Below are 19478 nucleotides of genomic sequence, written 5' to 3'. Positions count from 1 at the left end.
TGAAGTTCTCGGTGGTGGTGTCAGCGACCGAGGCGCTGGTGAAGGTCATCAAGACGGTCCGTCATGAACATGTCGACGTTCATGTCGATTGCTTTCTGGTTGTCTTTCTCAAAAGCGTCGGGCCAACCCCAAGCGGAAACGGTCAGCCCCAGGGATTTCGCATAGGCGACGGTTTCCGGGCGCAGAGCGTCAAGGTTGATGTTGATGGCGTCAAAGCCCTGTTTCGCGGTGGAGGAAACCCAGGCCCGGCTGACGGGGCCTTCACCGGTCCAGGTACGAACACGCATGAGTTTGATACCGGTTTTCTGGTCTTTGATTGTCTTCAGGCCCAAGTCGCTGAAGCCTGATACCCAGGCACGACTCGATTGGCCGTGTTCCTCTATTTCCTGTGCCAGGCGTCGAGCGCCTTTCACCGTTGTCAGCCCCGTGTGCTTGAACTCGTACACGAAGTTCACGGCAGTCTGCTTGCCGAAAGCAGCGAAGACGTCATCCAGGGTCGGCAGCTGGCAATTCTCTTCGATCCTTTTAGCTGAACCAGAGTCGATGAGAGCGGTGCCGCCAGGGCCCTTGCAGAGGTTGTCGTGTGACAGATAGAACTTGTCGCTGGCGATGTTGTAGTGGACGTCGATTTCGACCCAGTCGGCGCCCTTGGCGACGGCTGACTCGATCCCAGCGAGTGAATTATCGGGGTGGTGTTCCTTGTCGCCGCGGTGAGCGACGCTTTGCAGAGCCGACCCGCTGTTCTGCACTTCAGCCGCAGCAACCGGGCCAGCGGCTAGAACACCACCAAAAAGCGCACATGAAGCAGCCAGCTTAATGAGGGTACGGTGAAACATTGCGTGTCCAGGCCTCCATCGGTCGGGCGGGGCAATGCATGCCCACTCGAAAGACAACGAAGCCCAACCTAGGAATGATCTATGGCTGCCAGGTGGCTCCGGCGTGAACAATCAGCTTCATCGAGTGAACTCAGGGGCGCTAGGGTCCCCACCCGTTCACCACCGCGGCTCAGGTCGGAAAAGCTCAGCCCAGAAGGTCGAGAATGTTCTGCGCCTGTTTGTCGCTGATAGTGCCGTTGGCAAGCGCCCGCTGGACCGTTGCCCGTGCCACCGCACGGTATGAGTGGCCAGTGTCAGCCAGTTCCGCGGCTGTTTCGTCAAGTGCTGCCAGGTGTGCCCGCACTGTCGATGCGTCACCGCGGGATACCGGCCCGGTGAGAGTGCGCACTCCGCTGCGCAGCACATTCGATGTGCTTGCAGCCACCAGCTCTCCCAACACCTGTCCCGGATCTTCTATGCCGATTGATTCGAGCATCTGCATGGCCTGGGCAATGACTACGGCCACGTGGTTTGAAGCGTGCGAACACGCGGCGTGGTAGAGCGCACGGTCTGCTTCGGCTACGACAAACGGCTCACCGCCGATTTCCACCGCGAGCGCCTGGCCGATGGCCAGGAATGTCTTCGATCCGGTAACAGCGATCGAGGTTCGGCGCAGCCTCTCGAGGTCCATTGAGGTTCCCGTAAACGACAGGGCCGGGTGCAGTGCGAGTGTGATCGCTCCGCCGGCAGCGGCGGGAGCCAGTATGTCCGCCCCGTACCTGCCCGAGAAGTGCATGACGATCTGCCCCGGCGAGAAGCGCCCCAGCTCGGCAAGCCCTGACACCAGGTCACCTAGCTGGTCGTCCGGCACCGTGAAGATGACCAGTTCGGCCCGCTCGAGGATTTCCTCCACCTCGAGAATGGGGATGTCCGGCAGCATTGCCTCGGCGCGGTCGAGAGTGGCCTCGGAGCCTCCCGTGACGCCGACGATCGCGTGCCCGGCACTGCGCAGGGCGGCCCCGATGACCGCACCGACTTTTCCGGTGCCGATGATCCCGACTCCCAAGCGGGTCTGATCGTCCAGGTTCACGTGGGTCCTCTCAGGCGGCGTCCATGGCAGCACGCGCACGCTGGGTGTGCTGCGCGTAGTCGAACAGAAGCTTCCGTGCGGTGTGCTCATCCAGGTGTTCGATGTACGGCTTCACGGGCCCGCGGGTGGAGTGCAAGTACACGGTCGCTACTTTGAAGGCCCTCTGAATGGGCCCCTGATTCCACCCGAGGGACTGCACGCGAGCGTGTGGAACGAATATTGCCCGGCGGTTGAATCGGCCGGTGCGCACAGCCATAGCCGCCCGGGTGACAGCCCACCCGCTGCGACCCCGGTTGAGCGGATCGAGCCAGCGGGTTCTCTCGGGCTGCTGGGCAAACAGGCCCGGCAGGCCGGAGGGTTTGGCGAAGGTGCCTGCGACCGCCTCGTGAATGACATCGCCGGGCGCAACAGAGTGACCCGAATTGAGTTCGCCCACACCGTCCGGCAGGACTAAGCCCATGAGCGTCTGCACATCGGTCAGTGAGCCCACCGGCAGGAGCGTCTTTCCTTCCTTGCCGGATTCTCCGGCGGTGTTGAACATCACCCGGTACCACCCGGCAATGCGCCACATGAACGGCTGGCGAATCTCGACCGCCTGCAGACGGTCAAGCGGCACCAGCACCCGCTCAGTGGAGAAAACACCCTGGCTGATCTGCACGCCATCGCCGGTGAGCTTGGCGGAGAAGTTCCCGTACGTGAAGTTGCTGGTGAACGTTTGAAAGGCCGCAACCACAAAGCCGAACGCCATGGGCGCCATTGTGGTGAGCACCGCCCCGAGGGCCCCGAAGTCCATGTAGCCAGCCGCAGCCAATCCGATGCACACGCCGACAGCAGCAATAGCAAGCAGGATCAGGGCGAATGATACGACAACGCCGGTCGTAAGAAAAGCCGACAGGATGGTCCGGTGCAGCGGCACGCGGACGAGTTCGCCATCGGGCTTGATTCGGCCGCTGCGCGTGTACGGCGCAATGAGCTCCTGAAACGACCCCGCCAGATCACTTCCGACGCCTGCGCCGCGCCCGCTGAGCGCCGACACGATCCGGGCTCCGGCCGGCATACCCGGTGCGTTGGGATTGTGCTGGGTGCCGCTGGCGTCACGGCCTGGCCGACCCGCCTGGTTCTGCAGTCCCGGCTGACCAACCTCTGCCGAGGCGCCGCTGAACTGCTCGCTGCCCCCGTCGGCTGTGGGGCCGGTCGGGTTGGGACCCGTCGGTGCGGCCTCCGGGGCGGCGCCGGTCGGCGCTGCGGCGGCCTTGGCCCGGCGGACATTTGCCAGGATGATATCGCGCAGCTGTTCGGCCTGTGTCTTTTTCAGGTACAGGATGGTGATGTTGGAATCGCTGCCGCCGGCAACATCGAAAACAAGTGTTGCCAAACCGAAGATGCGCGCCAGGAACGGCTGCTGGACATCGACTGACTGAATGCGGAGGAAATTCGCGTGGCGGTGTGCTTTGGACACTATGCCGTGTTTGAACTCCACCACTCGACCGTCATAGCGGTAGGCGGTCATCTTCCACTGCCAAAACAGCAGACCGACGCCTGCGGCAATGACGACGAAGGCGGCCAGCAACAGCAGCAGAACGAACATCACCGGCACATCGTCGGTCAGTTCGGAACCCTTGCGAAGATCGGCTCCGCCTCTGAGGATTTCGCCGAACATCCCCTGCAGCAGATTGGCGCCGAAGACGATGACCGCAATAACCGCCGCAACCAGAGCGCCGCCCATCTGCATGACCGGCGTGATCGGGTGAACCCTGTGCCAGACTCCGGGCTCCAGGCGTTTTCTCGCAGCAGTCATCACAGACCAGCCAGGCCGCTCTGGCCGCGTTCAGATAGCAGTTCGCGCAGACGGTCAGCGTCAGCGCGCTTCAGGCCGGGAACGGTTGCATCCGATCCTGCTGAAGCGGTGTGCAGCGTGACGGTGGCAATCCCGAAGACCCGTTCGAGGGGGCCGGCGGTGACATCGACGTACTGCATGCGCGCATAGGGCACTACGACGGTTTCCCGGTACATGATGCCGCGTTCGATCAGCAGGTCTGTGGGCCTGACCTTATAGCCCAGAGCACTGACCTGACGGAAGATGAAGATGCACCGCAGAAGGGGGATGCCCAGTGTCAACAGCAGGGCGATCACGAGCATCCACGGCTTGGCGAAGTCGAATGCGGTGTAGATCACGATGACGATCACCGTGCTCAACACTGCGCTGATGAACGTACTCAGCAGCCGCACGACGGCAAGCCGCTTGTCAACGGGGATGAGTTCGGGTTCGCGCAGGGGGATGCTCATGCGGCGGCTCCTGAAGGATCGTCTGGCGGCAGTTGACAGAAGCGTTCGACCACGATTCCAACCGTCATCAGTCCCGCGGCCACAATAAAAGTACCGAACATGGCCATTGCCGAGCCAGTGCGAAGGAATCCTGCAGACAGCAGAATGTAGCCGCCCGAACCCAGGTACCACCCGGACAGTGCCGCTCCGGTCAGCGAACAGGCTTTGGCCATCATGGCCACTCGGGCTGCCTGCAGCGGGTCGATCGGCTGTTTGCGCTCGCCGTCGTTCCACTTCTTGATCGGAATGCCGAGCACAAGGAGTGTTCCGCCCAGCAGAAGCATGCCGACGATCGCCGGCCACGGAACATCGGGAAGCGGATTGCCCCAGCTTTCCAGAACCCAGGACCCGGCTGATCCGACAATGAATCCAATAGCTCCGCCGGTCAGAAGGTTCGATGCTTTGGTTGGGCGCATATCAGTCCAATCGTCGAACAGTCTGCGCTGGTTCAGCCGCCTGCACGCGGCTGCCGGCTTCGCTCACGAGAATCTGCGCCCCACCGTGGCTGATCCGGGCGTGCGGCCTGATTTCTGCCCACGGCACCAGCACAAACGCGCGTTCGTGGGCCCGCGGGTGGGGCAGGGCGAGAATAGGGTCGCTGCTGGTGGTCTGCGCATCGGGACTGTCGATGTCGCTGTCGGCGGCAGTCAGCCGAATGATGTCGATGTCCAATGTGCGCGGGCCCCAGCGGACATCGCGCACGCGGCCCTGTGCCGCTTCGATTCCCTGCAGCGCAGCCAGGAGCTCACGCGGACTGCAGGCAGCCTCAACGACGGCCGCGCAGTTGACGAAATCGTCCTGTTCCACTCCCCCGACCGGCGCTGTCGAATAGAAGCCGGAAGCGTGCAGAACTTCCACCCGCGGCAGGCGGTCAATCGCGCGCAGGGCGTCTTCCAGCTGTCCGCGCGGATTGTCTCTGTTGGCTCCCAGCGACAGGATTGCTGTGATGCGCTGCTCTGACGAGGTGCCGCCCGCTCGGGTGGGCGTGTTCGCCTCACCGTGGCTTACGGCGGATGCCCGCACGGTGACATCGGCGAAGTCGTGGGCAATCGGCGCCGACGGCTTGTGCACCGTGACTTCGACCGTGCAGGGAATAGTGATGGTCCCTGCAATGGCCTCTGCAATGCGGGCAGCGAGAGCTTCTATGAGGTCGAAGCGCTCGGTGCTGACAATCTTCGCGGCGAGGTCGGCCACCGCCCCGTAGTCCACCGTGTCATCCAGACGGTCGGTCTGGGCTGCTTGGCTGAAGTCGCCTGTCAGCAGCACGTCCACACTGAATTCCTGGCCGTCTGCCTTTTCGAAGTCAAAAACTCCGTGGTGGCCGTAGGCGCGCAGGCCCGTCAGGTGGATTTCGTGCGTCATTGCCGCTGCTTCTTCATCTGGTAGTCATGGCCTGCTCTGCCGATCGCATCGCACACTGCAGCTGCCACATAGGAGGTCCGGGCGTCATGCACGCGCACCGCCCACGCTCCAGCGCGTGCAGACACTGCGGTGATTGCGGCAGTTGCGGCATCGCGATCTGCTTCGCTGGCCTCTGCCGGGTTGTCCGGGTTGATGAGCGAGGCCAGAAAGCGCTTGCGCGAACCGGCCACCAGCAGCCGGTAGCCCAGCTGGCTGAACTCGTCGATTCCGGCCATCAGCTGCCAGTTGTGCTCAGCGTCTTTTGCAAAGCCCAAGCCCGGGTCCAGGATGATTCGCTCGTTCTTCACCCCTGCGGCCAAAGCCGCGTCCGTACGTTCCAGAAGTTCGTCGCGAACCTCGGCGACAACATCGTCATAGGTGTGGGTGGCACGCGCATCGGTCAGCAGTCCCCGCCAGTGCATGACGATGAGCTCCGCATCGGATTTCGCTGCGACGTCGAACATGCGGCTGTCCATTTTTCCAGCCGAAACATCGTTGATGATGTGCGCTCCGACATCGAGCGCGCGCTCCATTGTCGAAGCTCGCATAGTGTCGACACTGACCGTGACGCCTTCGGAAACGAGCTTGTCGACGACCGGCACTACTCGTGCAATCTCTTCGTCTTCCGGCACCCTGGTGGAACCGGGCCGGGTGGATTCACCGCCGACATCGATGATGTCGGCACCCTGTTCAACGAGGTCCAGTGCGTGTTCGACCGCTGCTGTGTAGTCCAGATAGCGACCGCCATCGGAAAAGGAATCGGCAGTCACATTGAGCACGCCCATGATTTTGGTGCGCATATGTGTCACCTTCCCTGAATGAGGCTGATGGCCTCTGCGCGGCTGGCGGGATCGCGCAGCTGTCCGCGCACCGCCGAGGTCATGGTCTTCGCACCCGGCTTGTGCACCCCGCGCATGGACATGCACAGGTGCTCCGCTTCCACTACGACGATCACGCCGCGCGGATTGAGGTTGTCCACCAGCGCGTCCGCTATCTGAGTGGTGAGCCGTTCTTGCACCTGTGGGCGGCGCGCGTAGACCTCTACCAGGCGGGCGAGTTTCGACAGGCCCGTCACCCGGCCTTCCGGTCCCGGGATGTAGCCGACGTGCGCTTTGCCGTGAAAGGGCAGCAGGTGGTGCTCGCACATGGAGAACATTTCAATGTCTTTGACGAGCACCATTTCGTCATAGCCGATGTCGAAGCTGACTTCGAGCAGTTCGTCTGCGCTCTGGTGCAGGCCCCTGCACAGATCGGCGTAGGATTTCGCCACTCGCTGCGGTGTGTCTTTCAGACCGTCGCGGTCGGGGTCTTCGCCAATGGCTTCGAGGATGCTGCGCACGGCAGCCTCAATTTTCGGCAGGTCCGCCATCAGCGGTCGCCCTCGGTGCCGTACGGCGGCTCTTCCCGGCCGGGCCCGGGCTGTTCGGGCTCATCCCGGCTGGGCTCTGGACCAGACTGTTCAGGCTGGCTGGACTGTTCAGGCTGGCTGGTCGCTTCAGCCGATTCCTGCGAAGCGTCCTCGTGGTGCTTGAGCTCTTCTGCCCGGCGGGCAATCGCGTCACGCCAATCACCCGTGTTGTCGCGGCGCTCCGGCGGTGTGACCGGTGGGATGTCAGAGACAGGACGGTCTTGGCTGGTCAGCCACACTTCGCGCTTCGGGGCTTTCTGCACGTCCGCGAAGATGCGCTTGAGGTCAGCTTCGTCCAGGGTTTCGCGTTCCAGCAGCTCATAGGCCAGCTGGTCGAGGATCGAACGGTTGGTGTTGAGCGCCCAGTGGGCATCGGCGTGCGCGGCGTCGATGAGCGTGCGCACTTCTTCGTCGATGATGAGCTTGGTGGCTTCGGCCGTGCCGACCTCACCCGTGCCCGCGCGGCCGGCAAAGGGGTCGCCGCCTTCATCGCCGAGCTTGACCATGCCGATCTTGTCGCTCATGCCGTACTGGGTGACCATTTTGCGAGCTGTGCTCGTGGCCTTTTCGATGTCGTTGGACGCACCGGTCGAAGGATCGTGAAAGACGATCTCCTCTGCTGCACGGCCGCCGATGGCGTAGGCCAGCTGGTCCAGAAGTTCGTTGCGGGTGACCGAGTACTTGTCTTCTGTCGGCATGACCATGGTGTAGCCGAGAGCCTTGCCGCGGGGAAGAATGGTGATCTTCGTGACCGGGTCAGTGTGGTTCATGGCCGCGGCGACGAGAGCGTGCCCGCCTTCGTGATAGGCGGTGACCATGCGCTCCTTGTCGTTCATCAGCCGGGTGCGCTTCTGCGGGCCGGCAATGACACGGTCGATGGCTTCGTCCATGATCGTGTTGTCGATGACGGTCTGGTTCGAACGCGCCGTCAGCAGCGCGGCTTCGTTCATGACGTTGGCAAGGTCAGCGCCGGAGAATCCCGGCGTGCGCTTGGCCACCGCACCCAGGTCGACTTCTTCGGCCAGGGGCTTGCCCTGTGCGTGGACCCTCAGAATGTGTTCGCGGCCCTTCATGTCGGGAACTTCGACGGCGATCTGCCGGTCGAAACGGCCCGGTCGCAGCAGAGCGGGGTCAAGGACGTCCGGACGGTTGGTAGCCGCCATGAGAATGATGTTCTTCGTGGGGTCGAAGCCGTCCATTTCGACCAGCAGCTGGTTAAGCGTCTGTTCGCGTTCGTCATTGCCGCCGCCCATGCCGGCACCGCGCTGACGGCCGACGGCGTCGATTTCGTCGATGAAGATGATGCAGGGCGAATTGTCCTTCGCCTGTTCGAAGAGGTCGCGCACACGGCTGGCGCCCACACCCACATACATCTCCACAAAGTCCGAACCGGACATCGAGAAGAACGGAACCCCCGCCTCGCCCGCTACGGCACGGGCAAGCAGAGTCTTACCGGTGCCGGGCGAACCGTACAGGAGCACGCCCTTGGGGATCTTCGCCCCGACATCTGTGAACTTCTTCGGTTCAGACAGGAATTCCTTGATTTCCTCAAGTTCTTCAAGGGCTTCGTCAACACCGGCAACATCGGCGAAGGTGACATCAGGTTCTTCCTTCTGAATCATCTTCGCCTTGGACTTGCCGAAGTTCATGATTCCGCCCGCACCGGCAGACATGCGCGTGAGCAGGAACCAGAACACCAGTCCGATCAGAATGAACGGAACCAGGTTCAGCAGCAGGGTGGTCAGGAACGACCGCTTGGGAACCTCGTCCGTGAAGCCCTTGGAAGCATCAGCGGAGTCAACGGCTTTGACCACCTGTTCGCCGCGAGGCTCAACGTAGAAGAACTGCACCCGCTTGCCGTATTCGCGGTCGTCGACCTTGAAGTCGTCCTTCAGGACCATGTCGACGCGCTGGTCACCGTCGACGACCTTGACCTGTTCGACCTTTTTGTCTTTGAGAAGCTGCAGCCCCTGGTTGGTGTCGATGCGCTTGAAGCCGCCGCCAGCCAGGAGCGAAGCTCCGATCGACACGATGATGAGGGCAAGAACAACCCATACAAACGGGCCGCGGGCCCATTTTCTGACGGTGGGCTTGCTCGTTTTCTTGTCTGCCATTGGCTCTTCTCTGTGCGGTTTCAGTCGCGGTGGTCGGGTGGTTCGGGTCAGCTGTAGACGTGCGGCGCCAGTGTGGCGACGAACGGCAGGTTGCGGTATTTCTCCGCGTAGTCGAGGCCGTATCCGATGACGAACTCATTGGGCACATCGAAGCCGGTGTAGCGGACGTCGATGTCGACCTTGATCGCTTCGGGCTTGCGCAGCATGGTGCAGATCTCCACGCTCGCAGCACCGCGGGATTTCAGGTTTGACAGCAGCCACGACAGGGTCAGGCCGGAGTCGATGATGTCTTCGACAATGAGCACGTGACGGCCCGTGAGGTCTTCGTCGAGGTCTTTGAGGATGCGCACAACGCCGGAGGACTTGGTGCCGGATCCGTAGGAGGACACCGCCATCCAGTCCATGGAAACGTGGGAGTGCAGAGCGCGCGCCAGGTCTGCCATGACCATGACAGCGCCTTTGAGGACACCGACGATCAGCAGGTCCTTGCCCTCGTAGTCGCGGTCGATTTCGGCAGCCATTTCCCGCAGCCGGGTTTTGATCTGCTCTTCCGTCACGAGGATCTTCTCGATATCAGATCCGAGGTCGTTCTGGTCCACTCGGTGTCCTTTCTGCTCGCACCAGCCGAGACGCCCATCAGCATACCCGCTGACCATCCGACCGGTGTGTGAAACCTTTGCCAGATCAGGGCGTTTTGCCGTCACCGCGCACGAGGTGGAGGTCACCTCGGTCGTTTCGCACAAGGCTCATGCCACCGGGCATGGACAGCGGCTGGGCTCCGCCGGTCAGCGCCCGCCACGCCCCGAGGATGTGTTCTGCTGTGAGCTGGTCCGGTTCTTTCAGCTGAGCTGCAAGCCACGTCCGCGCGACCCGGGTGCCCAGCGCCGGCGGCAGCATTGCGGTCCGTGCGCTGAGCTGATCGGCCTCTATCAGGCTTTCTGCCATGCGGGCTGCCCGTTCGTCCAGGTAGTCGGCGTCGAAGGCCGCCAGTTCGGCCGTGCGGGCGAGGTTGCCCTTCACACCCTCGCCCAGGTGGTCGGCCAGGGCGGGCAGCACCTCCTGTCTCACTCGCACCCGCGTGTAGTCGGGGTCGGTGTTCATGGGATCGTGCCACGCGGGGATCCGCTGTGCATAAGCGGAGTTCACGGTCTGTCTGCGCTCAATGCCGAGCAGGGGCCGCCACAGCGTGCCCTTCTTAGAGCGCATACCGGCAACTGCTCGACTTCCCGAGCCGCGCAGCAGTCCCAGCAGCACAGTTTCGGCCTGGTCATCGCGCGTGTGACCGGTGAGAACAGCCTGTGCGCCAGCTGCGATGCGCGCTTTTTCAAGAACCCGGTAGCGGGCTTTGCGGGCATCGGCTTCCAGTCCGCTGGCGGTGCGCTCAACGTTGACAGTGCGCACGACTGCCGGCAGGCCAAGACCCAGCACCATTCCGGCTGCGCGCACGGCCGTGTGCGCCGACCCCGACTGCAGGCCGTGGTCTACAACGACGGCGGTGAATGAGTGTTCCGTCTTCACGTTCAGATACGCGCACGCTGCCGCCAACGCAGCAGAGTCCGGCCCTCCGGAGACGGCGACGATGAACCGGCCCGGCTTGGCGGGCAGGCAGTCGACCACGGCCTGGCGAATGGCAGCTGAATCAGGGTCAAGGCTCGGCCGACGGTGCTGCGGCGCGGGGCTGTTTCCAGCTGCCCGCGCTCTGCCGCCGCTGGCGCGTTTCACTTTCCTGTCCTTACTGGTTCCCATAGCTCCTACACTGTGCCCGGGGTGTCTGGCACAACCCTGGACACCCAGCTTTCTGGGTGCTGGAGTTCCGAGCTGCTCGGCAGTGCACTCGGTGATGACCACACCCTGTTGAATCCGTCCATTCCCGCCTGTCTGATGACAGTTCGCACAAACTGCGCGCCGTCATCGTACTGAGCGAGTTTCTCTTCTGAACCTATTAGCCGCATAGCGGCCGCCCGCAGCCCGGTGTCCGACCTGCGGCTGGCATCGAACACGCGCCGAATACGGCTGACACTGGGAATGACCCGCTTGCCCGCCCGGTCCATCATGACGTCGGCGTGCCCTTCTAACAGTGTCATGATTGCGGTGATGTCTTCCATTGCCCGCTGACCCTCGACGCTGAGTGCGGCGTGCGCCAAGGATACTTCACCGCGCAGGGCTGCCGGAAGCTGCGCCAGGAGGTCGCCCAGCGATTCTTCTGTGTTGAGAAGACGGCCGATGCGGTCGACCACCTCGCCGCGGATCCACGGTGCCAGCGCCAGCTGCACGCGGTGTGTTGTTTCGTGGAAGGCAACCCACAGCCGGAAGTCGCGGGAATTGAGCTGCAGGCGCTGCTCCATCGCGAGGATGGTCGGGGCGTTGAGGATCAGCGCACCGGGCCTGCGCATGGGTTCGTACTGCCCGAGCACCCTGCGCGACAGGATCCCAAGAACCGTGCCCAGCTGCACTCCGGCAGACCGTGCTTCGGCACCGGAACGTGCCGAGCTGAGTTTTCGTCGAGCTGCACCGAGAACTGTGCCGAGTCCGCCTCGGGAGTGTGTCCTGCGGTCACCGTCCGTGCCGCTTCCTGGGCCATCGAGGTGTTCCAGCAGCTCTGTGAGCATGAGCGCGTTGGCCTTCACCCAGCCCATCCGATCGACTACGAGCACTCGGTCAGAGGCCGCGCGCTGCCGGGCGCCATCCTCAACCTCGCGGCTTAGGCACATGGCGTCCAGCAGCAAGTCGAACGAGGTTTCGGCCGCATCGCGCATTTCCAGAACGAGGTCTTCGCCCTCAGCTGCGGTCACCTTCGGACCGGCAGGAGTCGATTCGCGGGCTGCGGCCAGTGCGGATGGGACGTGAATGCGCACGGTCAACGGCACCCGCACTTGGCCAGACCGGTAACGGCGGCATCGATTGCCTCACGCGCCCCGCCCACTGCGCCTTCGGTCATCATCGAAAATGCCAGCAGGCGACCATCAGCCGTGACGACGGTTCCTGAGAGGCTTGCGACAGTTGCCAGCGTGCCGGTCTTTGCCGAGACGCTGCCCGCCGCACCCCCTTCGCCGTAGCGGTGGATGAGCGTGCCGTTGAGTCCGCCCACCGGCATGCCGGGGATGAGCTGCGACAGGCTGTCGTCGGACTGTGCGGCAGCTACAATGACCCCGGTCAGGTCGTGCGGTGAAATGCGGTTCTTGTACGACAGGCCGGATGTGTCGAACAGGCGGATGTCCCCGGTGTCGATGTCCATGTCGCCCAACTGGCGCAGCACCTCGGCCGGTGCAGAGCTTTCGGAGGCTTCCGCACCCCGGGCCAGCGCAACTTCGCGCCCGAGCACTTCAGACACGATGTTGTCCGAGTGCTGCAGGGCGTGCCGAACCAGACTGGACACGGGTGCTGACTGAACTTCGGCAAGCACTGCCGGGGTCTGATCCTGCTGTTCAGCGCCGTCGCCTTCGGCGTCTTCCGGATGCAGCGGCGCGGCTTCTTCTTGCGGCTGCTCGGTCTGCGCGTCCGGGTTTCGGACACTGACTTCGATGCCGTTCTTGGTCAGCGCATCTGCAAAGTCGCGAAGTGCATCGCGGGCAGGCTCAGGTGTGCGAGGCGCTTTGAGTTCACCGGTCTTCGAACCCATGTGCACCATGAGGGGGTCGAGATTCGTGATGAAGCCCAGCTCGATGTCGGAGCGATCCCAGTCTTTGCTGAACCGCGGGCCGGTGTAGCGGGACACATCGGCGTAGACCTCGACCTTTTCGACACCACGGTGCTTAAGTTCCCGCGCGGTGTTCTCAGCCAGCGTGCCAAGGCCTGCGCGCCCGTTGACGGCACCGGGCTTGGATTCGCCCTTGCCGAGCATGACATCACCGCCGCCCACAAGCGCCAGCGACCCGCTGCCGTCTTCGGCAGAGTCCAGGCGAGCAGCGGTTGTGAACGTGTGATCAGCCCCGAGGGCGCCGAGTGCCGCCGCCGATGTCAGCACCTTCGTCACCGAAGCCGGTGTGCGGCCGGTGTTTTCGCCTTTGGCGTAGAGGACTTCACCCGTGGCGGCATCCCGAATGTCAGTGCCGATCTTTCCCTTGAAGCCGCTGTCCTTGAACGCCTTGTCGACAACCGGTGCGATCTTCTTCGGCACGGGCGCTCTCGTGTCGAGTCCCGAAATGTCAAGTGCCCGAGGCGCAGTTCCCGAAAGCGACGGAGGCGGGGTGCCGCCGGAGGTCGGCACAACGGTGAGCACGCCGGGAACCGCGTCCAGGGCATCGAGCGCGGCGTATCCGGTCAGCAGTGCAGCAAGAATAGAGGCGACACCTGCGGTGACTTTGAGACGCCCGCGCGCACCGCCCTGCTCGTCTTTGGGGGCACCTGAACTGCTCACCGATTACTCACCTCTTTCTGGCCTTCACTATGCTAATTGTGACGCCTACAAATCACGGAATCCTTTCCGAATCATCCATCCGCAGGAGGAAATCTCTTGGAACTTCTCGCCACCATCGAAATCCCGCAGGGTTCGCGCAACAAGTACGAAGTGGACCACGAAACCGGACGCGTCAAACTTGACCGCTACCTGTTCACCTCGATGGCCTACCCCACTGACTACGGCTTCTTCGAGGACACGCTCGGCGAAGACGGCGACCCGCTCGACGTTCTTGTCCTGCTGCACGAATCCGTGTTCCCCGGCTGCCAGCTGGATGCACGCCCCATCGGCGTTTTCCGCATGGAAGACGAAGCCGGCGGTGACGACAAGGTCCTCGCAGTCCTCGCTGACGACCCGCGCTTTGACGCCATTCAGGACGTCAAGGACGTCGACAAGTTCCAGCTGGACGCGATCGAGCACTTCTTCGTCCACTACAAGGACCTCGAACCGAACAAGTTCGTCAAGGGCTCCGAATGGGCTGGCCGCGAAGTCGCCGAAAAGATCGTTCAGGAATCGATTGACCGGTTCAAGGCCGAAGCCTGACAGCTGTCTTCACGCACACAGCTGAAAGCGGGTGGGAGCGGACTGCCGCGCCCACCCGCTTTTTCATGCCCTCCCCACCCGGCGGACATCGGAAGACGAACGCGATGCCGAGCGGCGCCTCGCCAGATGGAGGTCGACGGGAAAACGCACAGGCATTCGAAGTTAGGTATGCCTAACTCTCACTGTAATGAGATCTATGCCACGCTCGGAAGTATGAATCTGGACCATGTTTCGTTCGCCGCTCAGCAAGACGGCCTGCAGGCCACGGCCGACCGCCTGGCGGAGCAACTCGGAATCACCTACTATGACGGCGGAATCCACCCGCGGTTCGGAACGCGGAACCTGATCTTCCCGCTGGCAAACGGGCACTACCTCGAAGTGGTCGAAGCCCTCGAACACCCGGCAGCGCTTGCAACCCCCTTCGGGCAGGCGGCAAGGGCACGGTCCGCCAAGGGCGGCGGCTGGATGGCGTGGTGCATAAGCGTCAACAACCTCGCCAAAGTCGAAGAGCGCTTAGAGCGCAAAGCCGTCGACGGCAACCGCACCCCGGAGGGGTCAGAGGAAATCCACTGGAAGCAGATCGGTGTGAAGGGCGTCATTGCCGACGGCCAGCTGCCGTACTTCATCCACTGGATCTCCCCGGCTGAAATGCACCCGTCGGCCCGCCCACAGCGCAAACTCGACGGCAGCGGCGAACTCACCGGCGAAGACGCCGTGGCCATCGAATCGCTGCAGATTGCAGGCAGCCGCGACCGCGTGCGCGACTGGCTGGGCACCGACGCCCACAAGCCCATTCCTGAAATCGGCATTGACTGGGTGGCCCCGCACGGCGAACCGGGCATCATGTCCGTCACGTTCTCCACACCGAACGGCCGCGTCGTCCTGTAAGGGCTCCAAGCCTGCGATTGCGGGCGGAGGCGCGCTGCGAGCCCTGCCGCCTCGGCTCTCTGCCGCGCTCCAAACGCAGTTTCACGCTTTAATGTGCTGCTCAGCGCTGTCACTGCGCCGCCGTTCAAACGCAGATCCACGCTTTAATGCAGCTTTGCGCGCAAATGCGCTGCATTAAAGCGTGCATCTGCATTTGCGCGCAACTTTGGCCCGACCTCCGCGTGAGTTCAGCCAGCCCGCCGCGGAGATTCAGCCGCGCAGAATGCCTGGCACCAAAAACCCAACTGCAGCATTTCTTCCAGCACGCCGTTCTTCATCGCCTGCAACAGTAGAACCGGCACCGCCCGAAGCTCAGCCACATCGGCACGGCTCTAGCGAGGAATACCCACAAGTTCAAATGGTCATTCTTCCCATTTGAAGACCCGCGCTGCAATCATACTGATCACGATCGCAGTCACCACGATCACAATCGCCGACAACCACCAAGCATGGCTAGTATCCACATTCATCAGAACTCCAGATAGGAGCTCGGCGAAGAAGGTGAAGGGCATATAGGTGAGGAACACTTCGACAGCGTCCGGGAAGACTTCGAGTGGGAATACCAGACCCGAGAGGAAGAAAGCGGCAAGCTGAACAAAGGTTCCCACATTGGATGCAGAATCAGGGCCGGGCATCACGCCACCCAAAAGGTAGCCCAGCGCCCCGAACATTGACAGCCCCAACAGGCTGACGCCCAAAGCGGGCAAGATCTGGCTCACCTCAACGGCGCCCAGCGCAGCGCCAATCGCCAGGATAATCAGCACCTGAACGACGACGACCGCCAGGCGGACCGGCATGTGCGTGAGAAGAAACTCCAGTCTCGTGACAGGCGTCGTGCTCAGCAGTCGGAGGACACCATCACGGCGAACGGTCGCCAGCGGAGATGCGGTGGCGAGAAAGGCAACTGATGTGACTCCCATGAACAGTGTCATGGCGATCACCTGATCGGTTGCGCTCGTGCCGTCTGCATACGAGCCCACCGCTCCGAAGATGACCAGGAACATGCCCAGAATCGCGAAGGGAAAAAGGAATGCGAACCAGAAGTTCCGTTTGTCCCTCAGCAGCTCGCGCCGCTGAAGGACCAAGAGGGCGCGCATGCGCGACCAGGATACTTTTTGACGGGTGCGCACAGCAGTGTCAGTCATCTTCTAGCGCCCTTCCGGTAACTTTCTTAAACACGCTGTCGAGCCCGGCATTGGTGGTCGTAAGGTTCTGCACGTCCGCGGCCAAGTTCGAGCTCATAAGGCATTTCAGGAAACGCTCCGCCTGTGTCGTCTCGACAGTAACCTCGGAGAAAGCCCCCTGATCCTTCCGAGAGCAGGAGGCCATTAGTTCGCGCAACTCCGTGTTGGCTTCGAAAGCGTCTAGCCGAGAGCTGGACATATCGAAGGAGATCACATTACCCGACGCATGTTCGCTGATCAGTGCATGCGGAGAGCCATTCGCCACGATCTTGCCCTCGTTGAGTATGGCGAGTGACTCACAGAGCGCTTCAGCCTCTTCCATCGAATGGGTGGAGAGGATCACTGTTGCCCCGCGTTCGCCTTCCGCGCGGATCGCGCTCCAGAGATCGTCTCGGGAGTTCGGATCCAGTCCGGCAGACGGCTCGTCTAAAATCAGCACATCGGGCGACGAAATGATGGCAGTCCCGATCAGCAATCGCTGAAGCTGGCCACCGGACAGCTTCGCGACCCGAGCAGAGGCCGACGGACCCAATGCGAGGGCATCGATGATGTCGCGGGCAGTCCGAGCCTGCGGATAGAACGACGCCCAGGTACTGAGGAGCTCAATCACCGTCTGATGTTGAAACACGGCGGCTTTCTGCGGCTGAATGGACAGACGATGAGTAATCGCCGCCCGGTCGCGGAATGGATCCAGGCCATGCACGCGAACCGCGCCCCCGTCGGGCTTGCGCAACCCGGCGATCATCTCTAGCGTGGTCGATTTGCCAGCCCCGTTCGGACCCAGCAGGCCATAGATCCCGGCAGCGGGGATTTCGAAGCTGATGTCGTCAACGGCCCAGAACGGTTCTCCTCCCCGTTGGTAGGTTTTCTTCAGAGATTGCGCAACAACCGCCAACTCACCCATCAGTGCACCTCCGGAACATCTAGCGGTTGGTCCTTGAGCGGATGCCCCATCGCGAGAGCGAGCACTGGCCTCCGGTCCCACAGCGTGCCCTGCAGAAGCTTCGGCACGGATTTGTCGGGAAGGATTCCGGCGAACACACCGCCTTCAAGGCCGATTCTCCGCATCTCCAGCCATCCTGCATAGAGACCCGTACCTGCATCCATGAGTGCATCCAAATATGCCCGGGGCTTCCCAGTACGTGCGATATCTGCCATACGAACCGTGGCAACAGCGAGAACCGGTGCAAGCACGTACTCGGGCTGAATGACCGCGTGGGAAAGCGGTTTCTCTTCCAGAGTCGTCAGGGGATCCAGTTCCCCTCCCGGTCCGATGTTCCAACTGCGAGGACTGAGACCTTCGATGTTCTGTCCAACGATGGAGAAGTCAGTGGTCACCCCGAACAGTCCGCTCGAGACGTCTGCAAGAACAGTGACGATTCGTGCGGCGACTTGCTGGACCGTGTCAAGTGAAACGGGCCGGTCGTCCCACGCTCGGTGAGAGACTCTGCCAGTGATTCCCTCATGGAGATTCGCAAATGAGGAGCCGATCGTCCGCGAGGCAGCGAGGTCGGCGTTGCTATCGGCAAAGCCGAGAAACGTTTTTAGTGTGCCCTTAGAGTTAGTCCGCAACTCACTGCCGACGCCCTCTTGAACTCTGCGAGACGGTCGACTTCCCGCAACAGATTCGGGGTACCGACCGGCGTCGTCGGAATCGTGCCCCTGCACGAGGTCGAAAGTGATCGAACATGTGACGGGGTCGCTCATACGCGGTCGGTTGATCTGGCGTTGGAGCTCCTCACTGTCACTTCGCAGATGCAGACGCGGTCGGAGACCCTCACCGATCGCGGCTGCTATCAGGTGACAGCGTGTAACTCCCGCGTCAAGATGCACGAGTCGCAGCGCGCTGGTTCCATATTTCGAAGCCATACGTGACATTCCAGCGCTGAGCACCACCTGCACCGCACCATCAGGGATCTCAAGGACTGACTCCGAGAAGCTCACGAGACGCTGGTTGACACCGTCATAGCGATAATGCCCCGGGGGCACACCGGGGGCACCTTTGCCGACAAGCACGTCGCATTGTGGCGAGCCCAGATTTCCGCCGGTGGCCGCATACCGCTGATACTGTCCGTTGCCAGCGTCGGTTTTGAATCCGAACGTCTTGTGGAGGGTCTGAAGCAGTCGCAAGACATTCTCGTCGTCAACATCGCCGGGCCCAATTGAAAACTGCTGGCTGTCCCAAGCGGTCACCGGTTTCTGCAACTCGACATTCGCCGGTTGGTAGTGCGCTAGGTGGGTAGCAGGGTCCAGCAGGTCTGCGGGTGGGAACGCAATTTGATCCTCATACATCAGCACACTGTCGTCACTGAACGCCTCGCCGATTCCGCAGGTGGAGCAGCTCGGCTGTGAATACACTTGAACAGCAAATTCTTCGCCGTCATGCAGTCGGACAACTAGTGCCCGCCTGATCAGTTTGATCTGTGCGGTCCGAAGGACGATTGACGCAATATTGCCTGCAAGCGCAGACGTTGCCAGCCTACCGGCGTACGCAGAGTCAGCAGACCACTGAGCTCCGGAGGAATCATAGAGCTCGGAATCTCGATACTCGGCGATCGCATATTCGAAACATGAATGGCAGGGGAGGTCGTCGCGAAGGAGTGATGAGACCACGAGATGGCCCTGGAGGGTATAAGCGTGTATCACCGCACCGGCAGTATCCGACTCCAGTGCTTCCTGCGGTACCGTTGCGCCGAGAATGAGAGTAAGGGACCGCGGCCCGAGATCCTCTTCTCGGTCCGCCAGGTTGATGCCCAGTAGACTCATCTGTTCCGACAGCGCGGAACAATCGATCGCCGGATCATCACCCATGATCCGAACGGGATTGCGCGTTGCGTGAGCCATGGCTTCTGCCGGGTTTTTGAAGTATCGGGAGTTCGCCAGTCGCGAAGAAAGCGCGGCAGCCGTCTCGGGAGCTTCGCTTCCGGTGAACGTTGGCCCCCACTGCAACAATCTCTTGGCGTGGAGAAGAGCTAAGGCTGAACTCAGCTCCGGAATCGTCAATCCGGTCGCCTGGCTGAGGTCTGCAGAATCTCGCTGACCGTCGAGCTGGTCCAACAACGGTATCAGGCGTGACCTGGCGAACTCACCTGTGAGGAACACCGGTTTCGGTCCACCAACAATCAAGACCCCATTATCGACACGAGATATCAGAAGGCCATCAACAGCACAGGGGTTCTCTGGAGGCTGCATTGTGATGTCATTGATCGCCGCAATCCGAATATCGGCGGCGCTCATTTTTCCTCGATCATCTGGCGTGGACTGTTTGACCATTG

General features: G+C 62.0%; 18 protein-coding genes. 2 read left to right on the top strand and 16 right to left on the bottom strand.

What is annotated here, in order from left to right:
- Nucleotides 1-20: 20 nt before the first annotated feature.
- The 13 genes from HMPREF2757_RS03120 to dacB form a co-directional block, all read right to left on the bottom strand.
- Entirely contained in the window at nt 21-836 is an 816-nt protein-coding gene (locus HMPREF2757_RS03120) for a glycerophosphodiester phosphodiesterase (protein ID WP_070573290.1), read from the bottom strand.
- Between the two features lie 184 nt (nt 837-1020).
- The gene (locus HMPREF2757_RS03115) at nt 1021-1905 is read right to left on the bottom strand and encodes a Rossmann-like and DUF2520 domain-containing protein (protein ID WP_070573288.1); all 885 of its coding nucleotides are present in this window, start codon (nt 1903-1905) and stop codon (nt 1021-1023) included.
- Nucleotides 1906-1915: 10 nt separating this feature from the next.
- A complete protein-coding gene (locus tag HMPREF2757_RS03110) occupies nt 1916-3703 on the bottom strand; it encodes a PH domain-containing protein (protein WP_070573286.1) in 1788 nt (595 codons plus the stop codon).
- A complete protein-coding gene (locus HMPREF2757_RS03105) occupies nt 3703-4191 on the bottom strand; it encodes a PH domain-containing protein (RefSeq protein WP_070573284.1) in 489 nt (162 codons plus the stop codon). The genes HMPREF2757_RS03110 and HMPREF2757_RS03105 overlap by 1 nt, the downstream gene beginning before the upstream one ends.
- Nucleotides 4188-4646: a DUF3180 domain-containing protein gene (locus HMPREF2757_RS03100; RefSeq protein WP_070573282.1), complete on the bottom strand. Its 459-nt coding sequence runs from the start codon at nt 4644-4646 to the stop codon at nt 4188-4190. Before HMPREF2757_RS03100 ends, HMPREF2757_RS03105 begins: the two co-directional genes overlap by 4 nt.
- A gap of 1 nt (nt 4647) precedes the next feature.
- Nucleotides 4648-5592 (bottom strand): 2-amino-4-hydroxy-6-hydroxymethyldihydropteridine diphosphokinase, encoded by a 945-nt coding sequence (folK, locus tag HMPREF2757_RS03095; protein WP_070573281.1) that lies wholly within the window; start codon nt 5590-5592, stop codon nt 4648-4650.
- Nucleotides 5589-6431 carry a dihydropteroate synthase gene (gene folP / locus HMPREF2757_RS03090; RefSeq protein WP_070573279.1) on the bottom strand — a complete coding sequence of 281 codons (843 nt, stop codon included), beginning with the start codon at nt 6429-6431 and terminating at the stop codon, nt 5589-5591. The genes folK and folP overlap by 4 nt, the downstream gene beginning before the upstream one ends.
- Nucleotides 6432-6436: 5 nt before the next feature.
- A complete protein-coding gene (folE, locus tag HMPREF2757_RS03085; RefSeq protein WP_070573277.1) occupies nt 6437-7000 on the bottom strand; it encodes a GTP cyclohydrolase I FolE in 564 nt (187 codons plus the stop codon).
- A complete protein-coding gene (gene ftsH, locus HMPREF2757_RS03080) occupies nt 7000-9153 on the bottom strand; it encodes an ATP-dependent zinc metalloprotease FtsH (RefSeq protein ID WP_070573275.1) in 2154 nt (717 codons plus the stop codon). The genes folE and ftsH overlap by 1 nt, the downstream gene beginning before the upstream one ends.
- Nucleotides 9154-9200: 47 nt before the next feature.
- Nucleotides 9201-9752: a hypoxanthine phosphoribosyltransferase gene (hpt, locus tag HMPREF2757_RS03075; RefSeq protein WP_070573273.1), complete on the bottom strand. Its 552-nt coding sequence runs from the start codon at nt 9750-9752 to the stop codon at nt 9201-9203.
- A gap of 85 nt (nt 9753-9837) precedes the next feature.
- Nucleotides 9838-10875 (bottom strand): tRNA lysidine(34) synthetase TilS, encoded by a 1038-nt coding sequence (gene tilS, locus HMPREF2757_RS03070; protein ID WP_176745873.1) that lies wholly within the window; start codon nt 10873-10875, stop codon nt 9838-9840.
- Nucleotides 10876-10904: 29 nt separating this feature from the next.
- Entirely contained in the window at nt 10905-12008 is a 1104-nt protein-coding gene (locus HMPREF2757_RS03065; protein WP_176745872.1) for a zinc-dependent metalloprotease, read from the bottom strand.
- A 2-nt stretch (nt 12009-12010) separates the two neighbouring features.
- Nucleotides 12011-13510, bottom strand: coding sequence for a D-alanyl-D-alanine carboxypeptidase/D-alanyl-D-alanine endopeptidase (gene dacB, locus HMPREF2757_RS03060; RefSeq protein WP_070573269.1), 1500 nt, complete (start codon nt 13508-13510; stop codon nt 12011-12013).
- 96 nt (nt 13511-13606) lie between these two features.
- Between dacB and HMPREF2757_RS03055 the strand changes: the two genes are divergently transcribed.
- Together HMPREF2757_RS03055 and HMPREF2757_RS03050 are read left to right on the top strand one after the other, a co-directional pair.
- Nucleotides 13607-14092 (top strand): inorganic diphosphatase, encoded by a 486-nt coding sequence (locus HMPREF2757_RS03055; protein ID WP_019174538.1) that lies wholly within the window; start codon nt 13607-13609, stop codon nt 14090-14092.
- A 213-nt stretch (nt 14093-14305) separates the two neighbouring features.
- Nucleotides 14306-14980 (top strand): VOC family protein, encoded by a 675-nt coding sequence (locus HMPREF2757_RS03050; RefSeq protein WP_070573267.1) that lies wholly within the window; start codon nt 14306-14308, stop codon nt 14978-14980.
- Nucleotides 14981-15381: 401 nt separating this feature from the next.
- Here HMPREF2757_RS03050 and HMPREF2757_RS03045 read toward each other — a convergent pair whose 3' ends face one another.
- From HMPREF2757_RS03045 to HMPREF2757_RS03035, 3 genes are read right to left on the bottom strand one after another with little or no spacing between them, the layout of a single operon-like run.
- Nucleotides 15382-16116, bottom strand: coding sequence for an ABC transporter permease (locus tag HMPREF2757_RS03045; protein ID WP_070573487.1), 735 nt, complete (start codon nt 16114-16116; stop codon nt 15382-15384).
- Nucleotides 16117-16156: 40 nt separating this feature from the next.
- Complete coding sequence (locus HMPREF2757_RS03040; protein WP_070573265.1) at nt 16157-17107, bottom strand: ABC transporter ATP-binding protein; 951 nt, start codon at nt 17105-17107, stop codon at nt 16157-16159.
- Nucleotides 17107-19476 (bottom strand): nitroreductase family protein, encoded by a 2370-nt coding sequence (locus tag HMPREF2757_RS03035; RefSeq protein ID WP_141750152.1) that lies wholly within the window; start codon nt 19474-19476, stop codon nt 17107-17109. Before HMPREF2757_RS03035 ends, HMPREF2757_RS03040 begins: the two co-directional genes overlap by 1 nt.
- Nucleotides 19477-19478 lie beyond the last annotated feature (2 nt).

The organism is Brevibacterium sp. HMSC063G07 (assembly GCF_001810665.1).
Classification (GTDB): Bacteria; Actinomycetota; Actinomycetes; order Actinomycetales; family Brevibacteriaceae; genus Brevibacterium.
The sequence above is the reverse complement of the archived record's forward strand: the minus strand, read 5'-3'. Positions and strand labels throughout refer to the sequence as shown.